Source organism: Nostocoides sp. (assembly GCF_035343835.1).
Taxonomy (GTDB): Bacteria; Actinomycetota; Actinomycetes; order Actinomycetales; family Dermatophilaceae; genus Nostocoides_A; species Nostocoides_A vanveenii.
Map to the genome: position 1 here is coordinate 1 of NZ_DAOQZV010000053.1, position 7,477 is coordinate 7,477.

Genomic DNA, 7,477 nt, shown 5'->3' on the forward strand with positions numbered 1-7,477 from the left:
TGCTCGAACCGGTCCGCGCCACGCGTTTCGTGACGCCCCTGCGCGAGGGCGGCAGTCTGCCGGGCATCGTTGAGGCCGACGATCTCGGGACCTATGTCGCGAAGTTCCGCGGCGCCGGACAGGGCCTGAAGGTGCTGGTGGCCGAAGCCATCGTCGGCGAGCTCGCCCGCGCCCTCGATGTCCCGACGCCACGCCTGGTCGTGATCGACCTGCCCGCGGCGATTGCCAGGTACGAAGCCGACGAGGAGGTCCAGGATCTCCTCTCGGCCAGCGTCGGACGCAACCTCGGCGTCGACTTCCTCCCCGGCTCCTTCGGCTACGACGGCTCTCGACCTCCCACTCCCGAAGCTGCCGCCGACATCATCTGGCTCGACTCCTTCACAGCCAATGTCGACCGCACCTGGGCAAACCCGAATCTCCTTGTCTGGCATGGCACAACGTGGGCAATCGACCACGGCGCTGCGCTCTATTTCCACCACAGCTGGCCGCGCCGCGAACCCGACCCCAGCAGGTTCGCCGCCCTCCCCTTCGACGCTTCGAAGCACGTCCTCGCCGATATCGCCGGGCCGGTCGGCGGGGCCCACGAACGACTCGCGCCGCGCGTGACCGACGCGCTTGTGACCACGATCCTGGAGTCCGTCCCCGACGATTGGCTCGAACCGACACCCTGGCTCCCGGATCCCGGCGCCGCCCGACAGGCGTATGCCGCCCACCTCCGCGCCCGCCTCGACAACGCCACCGCGTGGCTCCCGGGCGGCACGCCATGACCGCCATTCCCTACCAGTACGTCGTGCTCCGTTGCGTGCCCCGGGTCGATCGCGAGGAGTTCACCAACGTCGGCGTCGTCCTCTTCGCCGACGCCGTCGACTACCTCGACGCGGCTTTCCACCTTGACGCGACCCGTTTGAACGCCTTCGCCCCCGGCCTCGACCTCGCTGACGTCGACGCCGCCCTCACCGTCGTGTGTGACGTATGCCGTGGCGTCACCGGCCGGGGCCGGCCCACGTTGGCCACCCCCGGCAAACGCTTCGGCTGGCTTGCCGCGCCCCGGAGCACGGTCGTCCAGCCCGGTCCGGTACACGGCGGCGTCACCCACGACCCGGCCGCCCAGCTGCACGCACTGGCCGATCGCCTTGTGCGGGCCTGACGAGGGCCCTATTCACCAAAGGCAGCCAGCGCGTAGATCAGAATGAACCGAGGAAGAACATCGCGCCCAGCCACACAGACTCGCGCTCCTCGTGCGCTTCGACGAGGAGCTCCTGAACACCAGATAGAGCAGCGCCGCGGCGCCGAAGGCAAGGACCGCGCTCATCACCGTCGTGCTGATCGAGGCGAGGAAGAGGACCGAGCCGATCGCCCCGACGGCGGTCATCAGCCCCAGCATCGTGCAGATCAGCACGGCCCGCCGCGGGCTGTTGCCTGACTCGGTCAGCTCGGCGACCACCGAGAGCCCGAGGAAGAGGATTTCCAAGGTGAGCGCGACCGGGCGGACGGACTGCGGCCACAACTGCGCCGATGGTCGACGCAGCGACGGGGAAGCCGACGAGAGCAGCCGCCGTACCGACAAGACTCATGCGTGACAGCGTAGGCACGTGTGAGTCGCGCGACCACTCAGGCGAGACATACCCGCACCCGTATGCTGCCACTCACCCCACTCGCCCGCTTCTGCACCCGTCACGACTACCTGCTCGTGGCACGCACGTGGCTCACGACACGCGTAACGCCCACGCCGCAACCGCGCCGGCCGCCGCGACATTCAGCGAGTCGACTCCGCCGCGCATCGGGATGCGCACGGTGTGGTCGACGGCCGCCAGGGTGCGCGTTGTGAGTCCGTCACCCTCGGTCCCGAGCACCAGGGCAAGCCGCTCCGGCGGGTCGGCGGCGAGCTCGTCGAGGGTGACCGAGTGTTCACTCAACGCCAACGCCACTGTCGTGAAGCCGAGCGCGCGCAAGGCATCGACCGACCCGGGCCAGGGATCGATCCGTGTCCACGGGACCTGAAAGACCGTGCCCATCGAGACGCGAATTGCTCTGCGGTACAACGGATCCGCGCACCGCGGCGTCACGAGCACGGCGTCGATCCCCAGGGCGGCGGCGCTGCGGAAAGCGGCGCCGACGTTGGTGTGGTCGACGATGTCCTCCAGCACGAAGACCCGTCGCGCACCGGCCAGCACCCGATCCAGCTCGGGCAGCGGTCGACGCTCCATCGATGCCAACGCGCCCCTGTGCAGGTGGAAGCCGGCCAAGGCTTCGATGGTCGCTGCGTCACCGGTGTAGACCGGAATACCATCGCGTTCGGCCGCGGCCACCAGATCCACCAGATCGCTCAGCCAGCGCCGGCCCATCAGATACGACCGCGGCCGATACCCCGCGGCCATCGCCCGCCGGATCACCTTCTCCGACTCGGCGATGAACAACCCCATCTCAGGTTCCGCCCGCGTGCGCAGCGCGACGTCGGTCAGCCCGACATAGTCGCGCAGGGCCGAGTCGCCTAGGTCAGTGAGTTCGATCGGCATACGGGAGAAGGACTTTCGCGGGTCAGGGGAAGAAGACGATCTTGACGATGCCGACGATGCCGACGGCGATGATGATGCCCCGCAGCACAGGAGCCGGCAGGCGTCGACCGACGCCCGCACCGATCAAGCCGCCGGTGATGGTGCCCAGCGCGATGTAGAGCACGACCCACCAGTCGATGTGCTCCGGTGCCGCGATCAGGAAGACGATGGCGGCGATCAGGTTCGCGGTCGTCGCCAGGACGTTCTTGTAGCCGTTGAGCGTCTGCAGGCTCCCGTGCGCGAGGGTGCTGAGCAGACCCATGAGGATCACGCCCTGCGCCGCGCCGAAGTAGCCTCCATAGGTGCCGGCGAGCAGGATGCCGGCCAGCAGGGCCAGCCGTTGCGATCGCGGGCCGACGAGCACACCTGTGTTGGACGAGACAACCGACGACACCGCGTCCCGCGCCTCCGCGGCATCGTGCCGCGACCGCGCCCACGCCTGGATCCGCGGCCCGAAGACGACGAGCAGCAGCCCGAGCAGGATCAGCACTGGCACGATCGCCGCGAAGGCCTCGCTCGGTAGGACCAACAGAAGCAGCGCCCCGGCAGCCGAGCCGACGAGCGAGACCGGGACCAGGCGAGCCAGCCCGCGCCCATGCCCGGCCAACTCCCGGCGGTAGCCGAACGTCGCGCTCAGGCCGCCCGCGACCATACCGACGTTGTTGGAGATGTTCGCGGTGACCGGCGGGAAGCCGAGCAGCAGCAGCGTGGGGAAGGTGATCAGCGAGCCCGAGCCGACAATCGCATTGATGGTCCCCGCCCCGACCCCGGCCGCAATGATCGCCAGGGCGTCGAGAATGGACACCACGTCACCTTATGCAGGACCGGGGCCGAACAGCCGGGTGCCCCGCGGGGCGAGACGTGATCGCTCGCGCTGCGGGGCACCCGGGGAACTTCTGCACCAGTCAGCGCATCAGCCCTGCGCACCGGGCTCGGGACGGGGTGCCGGCGGTGCGACCGGCGCGGGCTCGCCATACGGGAACTGCGGCATGGGCGAGGCGATCGGCGGCGGAGCGGGCAGCGCTCGCTCGCTCTCGGCGACGCGCGGCTGGACACGCGGCGCCGGGGCACCGTGCTGGTTCGCCTCCGACTCGACCTGGCCGGCTTGCCCGCGCGCCTCTTCCAGCGCCTTGGCCGGGTCCTCGAGCGTGGTGGCGGCGAAGGGGTTGGCCAGGTCGTCGTCACCGGGCTGCCATTCCTCGTCTTCCTCCGGCTGCACGCCCGTCATACCGCCGAGGGTGTTACCGATCCCGCGCAGGGCGTCGGTGACCTCGGAGGGGATGATCCACATCTTGTTGGAGTCGCCGCGGGCGAGTTGCGGGAGCACCTGGAGATATTGGTAGGCGAGCAGCTTTTGGGTCGGCTTGCCGCGGTGGATCGCGTCGAAGACCTGCTGGATGGCCCGCGCCTGGCCCTGGGCTTCCAGCACGCGGGCCTGGGCCGAACCCTCGGCCCGCAGGATCTGCGACTGCTTCTCACCCTCGGCGGTGAGGATCTGACTCGCCTTGACGCCCTCGGCGTTGAGGATGGCGGCGCGGCGGTCGCGCTCGGCCTTCATCTGCTTCTCCATCGACTCCTGCACCGAGTGCGGTGGGTCGATGGCCTTCAGTTCGACGCGATTGACGCGGATGCCCCACTTGCCGGTCGCCTCGTCGAGCACTCCGCGCAGCTGGCCGTTGATCTGGTCGCGGCTGGTCAGCGTCTGCTCCAGGTCGAGCGAGCCGATGACATTGCGCAATGTGGTGACGGTCAGTTGCTCGATGCCCTGGATGAAGTTGGCGATCTCGTAGACCGCAGACTTCGCGTCGATCACCGAGTAGTAGATGACGGTGTCGATATTGACGACGAGGTTGTCGCTGGTGATGACCGGCTGCGGCGGGAAGCTGACGACCTGCTCACGCAGGTCGATATTGGCGCGCACCTTGTCAACGAAGGGCACCAGGAAGTGGATCCCGCCTTCGAGCGTGCGCGAATAGCGACCGAGCCGCTCGATGATCAGCGAGGTCTGTTGCGGCACGATCCGGACGGTGCGCAGCACCACGATCACGGCAAAAACCAAGAACAGGAAAAGGACGATCAGTCCTGGTTCCATGTCTTCTTCTCTCTCTCGTCAGATGTTGACAGCCCCTGTGGCCGCCCCCCCTTGCACTGCTTCGATTCGCCTGTGGCACAAATGGTTCCGTATGCCGTTCGCTCACCTGTCGGCGATCGCCTGCTCCCCGCTGACGATCGCCGTCGCCCCATGGATAGCGATCACGCGCACCTCGTGGCCGGCTTCGCACACCCGGCCGCCGGCGGCGATCCGAGCCGACCAGATCTCGCCGCCCAGCTTGACCCGACCGTCGTGCTCGGTGACGGCCTGGACGACGTGGGCGGTGCGCCCGACGAGGGCGGAGGAGCCGATGCCGCTGTCGGTGATGCCATCGGTGAACTTGGCCTTCACCAGCGGGCGGACGAGGAAGACCAGGAGGGCGCCGACCACGGCGGCGATGATCGCGGCTGCGGGGAAGGGCGCCCCGAACGCGGCGGCCAGGCTGCCTGCCAGCGCGCCCCCGGCGAGCATGACGAAGACGAAGTCGACGGTCGCGACCTCGATGGCACCCAGGGCGATGGCCAGACCCAGCCAGCCCAACCATTGGTTGTCGCCCAGCCAGTCCATAGTCTTTTCTCCTTTGTCGCTATCAACGGTCAGTCGGCTGATGGCGTTCCGGTTGCCGAGCGCGCCGAGAATCGGTCGCCGTACTGCTCCAGGACCAACTCCATGCCGAAGGTGGCCGACAGATTGGCCGCGGTGAGAGTGATTTCGATGGGGCCCTGCGCGACCACCTCGCCGTCACGCAGCAGAAGGACGTCGGTGAAGTTCGGCGGGATTTCCTCGACGTGGTGAGTGATCAGGACCAGCGCCGGTGCTTCGATGTCGCCGGCGAGTTGCCCGAGCCGCGCGACCAGATCCTCGCGGCCACCAAGGTCGAGCCCGGCGCCGGGCTCGTCCAGCAGGAGCAACTCCGGATCGGTCATCAGCGCGCGGGCGATCTGGACGCGCTTGCGCTCTCCCTCGGAAAGGGTGCCGTAGACACGCTCGCGTAGGTGGCCGGCGCCGAGCGCGTCCAGCAGCTCGTCCGCGCGACCCTCGTCCATGCGGTCATACCGCTCGTGCCAGCGGCCGACGACGCCATAGGAGGCGGTGACCACCACATCGCTGACTCGCTCCCCGGCGGGAATGCGTTCGGCTAGTGCGGCCGAGGCCAGGCCGATCCGTGGGCGCAACTCGAAGACGTCCACCGCGCCGAGCACTTCGCCCAGGATGCCGGCGACGCCGGCGGTGGGGTGCATTCGACCGGACGCCACCTGCAGCAGCGTCGTCTTGCCCGCACCGTTAGGCCCGAGCACGACCCAGCGCTGGCCCTCCTCGACCTCCCAGTCGATCTCGCGGACGAGGAACTTCCCACCGCGCACGACACTGACGCCGGCGAAGGCGAGGACGTCACTCATGGCGTCGACAGTAATACAGCGGGACGGCCCGTCGGACGGGGACACCGGGCGGCTACCCTCGCTCCGTGACGAGCAACGCCTCCCCCCAGCCGGGGATGGGACCGGTCGCCGGCGAGACCTTCGTCGCGGCGCTGCGGGGGGCCGCACCATACGTTCATATGCACCATGGGCGCACCTTCGTCATCGTCGTCCCCGGCGAGATCTGCGCGCGTGACGACATCGACCGACTGCTCGGTGACATCGCGTTGCTCGCGAGCCTGGGGGTGCGCCTGGTGCTCGTGCACGGCGCCCGCCCGCAGATCGAAAGGGAGCTGCGCATCCGGGGGGTCGAACCGGCATTCGCTGGCGATCTGCGGATCACCGACGCGGCCACCATGGAGGCGGTCAAGGCGGCCGTCGGAGTGCTGCGGATGGATCTCGAAGCCCGGCTCGCCGCCAGCCGGAGTGTGACCGTGCGCGAGGAGTCGCAGCCGCGGGTCGTCGGGGGCACGTGGGTGACGGCCAAACCGCTCGGGGTGCGCGGGGGCGTCAATCACGAGCTGACGGGGGAGGTTCGCCGGATCGACATCGCGCAGATCCGCCAAGCCGTCGAGTTGGGTCAGATCGTCCTGCTCTCCCCGATCGGCTACTCCCCCACCGGCGAGACCTTCAACCTGCGCAATGCCGATATTGCTGAGGCTGTTGCCAAGGGACTGGGCGCGGACAAGCTCATCTTCATCATGGAGTCCGAACCAGGGTCTTGGCGGATGGCCCTCGATGCCGGCGACGCGGGACAACTCTCGCTCACCCAAGCGGGTGCGCTCGCGGGGCAGGAGCAGACCGAACGGCAGCTGTCCGCGGAGGACCGCAACTGCCTGCGCGCCGGCGTGTCCGCAGTGCGGTCGGGCGTGCGGCGCGTGCATCTGCTCGGCACCGCCGGCCACTCCCCCTTGTTGCGCGAGCTCTACACGCGCGACGGCGCCGGGCTGATGATCGCGGCCGACGACGACTACGACGCCATCCGGCCTGCCACGGTCGAGGACGCGCGCGCCATCGCGGAACTCATCCGGCCGCTGGAGGACCAGGGTGTGCTGCGTCCGCGCAGCCGCGAGCAACTCGAGATCGATATCGCGACCTTCTCGGTGATCGTCCGCGACGGCATGGTCATCGCCTGCAACGCCCTCGTGGAGTATGCCGACGATCTTGCGGCGGAGTTCGCGTGCGTCGTCGTGCACCCGGAATATCGTCGCCGCGACCTGGCCGCCGCGCTCCTGCGGCGTGCCCGGGCGAGGGCACGCGCGCGCGGCTATCGCCGACTGTTCGCGCTCACCACGCAGACGCCGCATTGGTTCCTCGAGCACGGCTTCACCCCGGGCACCGTGGCCGACCTGCCCACGGCCAAAGCCCGGACGTATGACGCCTCCCGTGCTTCGCTGGTCGTGGTCCTCGAC

The 7,477-nt window shown here is 68.9% G+C and carries 9 protein-coding genes; 3 read left to right on the forward strand and 6 right to left on the reverse strand.

The window, feature by feature from the left end:
* A partial coding sequence (locus PKH97_RS05770; RefSeq protein WP_324386456.1) for a HipA family kinase occupies positions 1–767 on the forward strand: 767 nt, incomplete at its 5' end.
* The gene (locus PKH97_RS05775; protein WP_324386457.1) at positions 764–1,147 is read left to right on the forward strand and encodes a DUF3037 domain-containing protein; all 384 of its coding nucleotides are present in this window, start codon (positions 764–766) and stop codon (positions 1,145–1,147) included. The genes PKH97_RS05770 and PKH97_RS05775, both read left to right, overlap by 4 nt.
* Before the next feature lie 12 nt (positions 1,148–1,159).
* On the opposite strand, the gene PKH97_RS05780 is transcribed toward PKH97_RS05775, so the two are convergent.
* The 6 genes from PKH97_RS05780 to PKH97_RS05805 all read right to left on the reverse strand — a co-directional run bounded on the left by PKH97_RS05780 (position 1,160) and on the right by PKH97_RS05805 (position 6,047).
* Positions 1,160–1,567 (reverse strand): hypothetical protein, encoded by a 408-nt coding sequence (locus PKH97_RS05780; protein WP_324386458.1) that lies wholly within the window; start codon positions 1,565–1,567, stop codon positions 1,160–1,162.
* A 139-nt stretch (positions 1,568–1,706) separates the two neighbouring features.
* Positions 1,707–2,516, reverse strand: coding sequence for an RNA methyltransferase (locus tag PKH97_RS05785; protein ID WP_324386459.1), 810 nt, complete (start codon positions 2,514–2,516; stop codon positions 1,707–1,709).
* 22 nt (positions 2,517–2,538) lie between these two features.
* Positions 2,539–3,360, reverse strand: a complete 822-nt coding sequence (locus PKH97_RS05790) for a sulfite exporter TauE/SafE family protein (protein WP_324386460.1) — start codon at positions 3,358–3,360, stop codon at positions 2,539–2,541.
* A 108-nt stretch (positions 3,361–3,468) separates the two neighbouring features.
* Positions 3,469–4,647, reverse strand: coding sequence for an SPFH domain-containing protein (locus PKH97_RS05795; protein ID WP_324386461.1), 1,179 nt, complete (start codon positions 4,645–4,647; stop codon positions 3,469–3,471).
* A gap of 102 nt (positions 4,648–4,749) precedes the next feature.
* Positions 4,750–5,214, reverse strand: coding sequence for an NfeD family protein (locus PKH97_RS05800; protein ID WP_324386462.1), 465 nt, complete (start codon positions 5,212–5,214; stop codon positions 4,750–4,752).
* Between the two features lie 29 nt (positions 5,215–5,243).
* Positions 5,244–6,047, reverse strand: coding sequence for an ABC transporter ATP-binding protein (locus PKH97_RS05805; protein ID WP_324386463.1), 804 nt, complete (start codon positions 6,045–6,047; stop codon positions 5,244–5,246).
* 65 nt (positions 6,048–6,112) lie between these two features.
* Here PKH97_RS05805 and argA point away from each other — a divergent pair.
* Positions 6,113–7,477 (forward strand): amino-acid N-acetyltransferase (gene argA / locus PKH97_RS05810; RefSeq protein WP_324386464.1); only part of this gene is annotated, 1,365 nt, incomplete at its 3' end.

Bases quoted from the DNA above. Each gene is read 5' to 3' on its own strand.
- PKH97_RS05775 (WP_324386457.1), top strand. From the start codon at position 764: ATGACCGCCATTCCCTACCAGTACGTCGTGCTCCGTTGCGTGCCCCGG.
- PKH97_RS05785 (WP_324386459.1), bottom strand. From the start codon at position 2,516: ATGCCGATCGAACTCACTGACCTAGGCGACTCGGCCCTGCGCGACTAT.
- PKH97_RS05795 (WP_324386461.1), bottom strand. From the start codon at position 4,647: ATGGAACCAGGACTGATCGTCCTTTTCCTGTTCTTGGTTTTTGCCGTG.
- PKH97_RS05800 (WP_324386462.1), bottom strand. From the start codon at position 5,214: ATGGACTGGCTGGGCGACAACCAATGGTTGGGCTGGCTGGGTCTGGCC.
- PKH97_RS05805 (WP_324386463.1), bottom strand. From the start codon at position 6,047: ATGAGTGACGTCCTCGCCTTCGCCGGCGTCAGTGTCGTGCGCGGTGGG.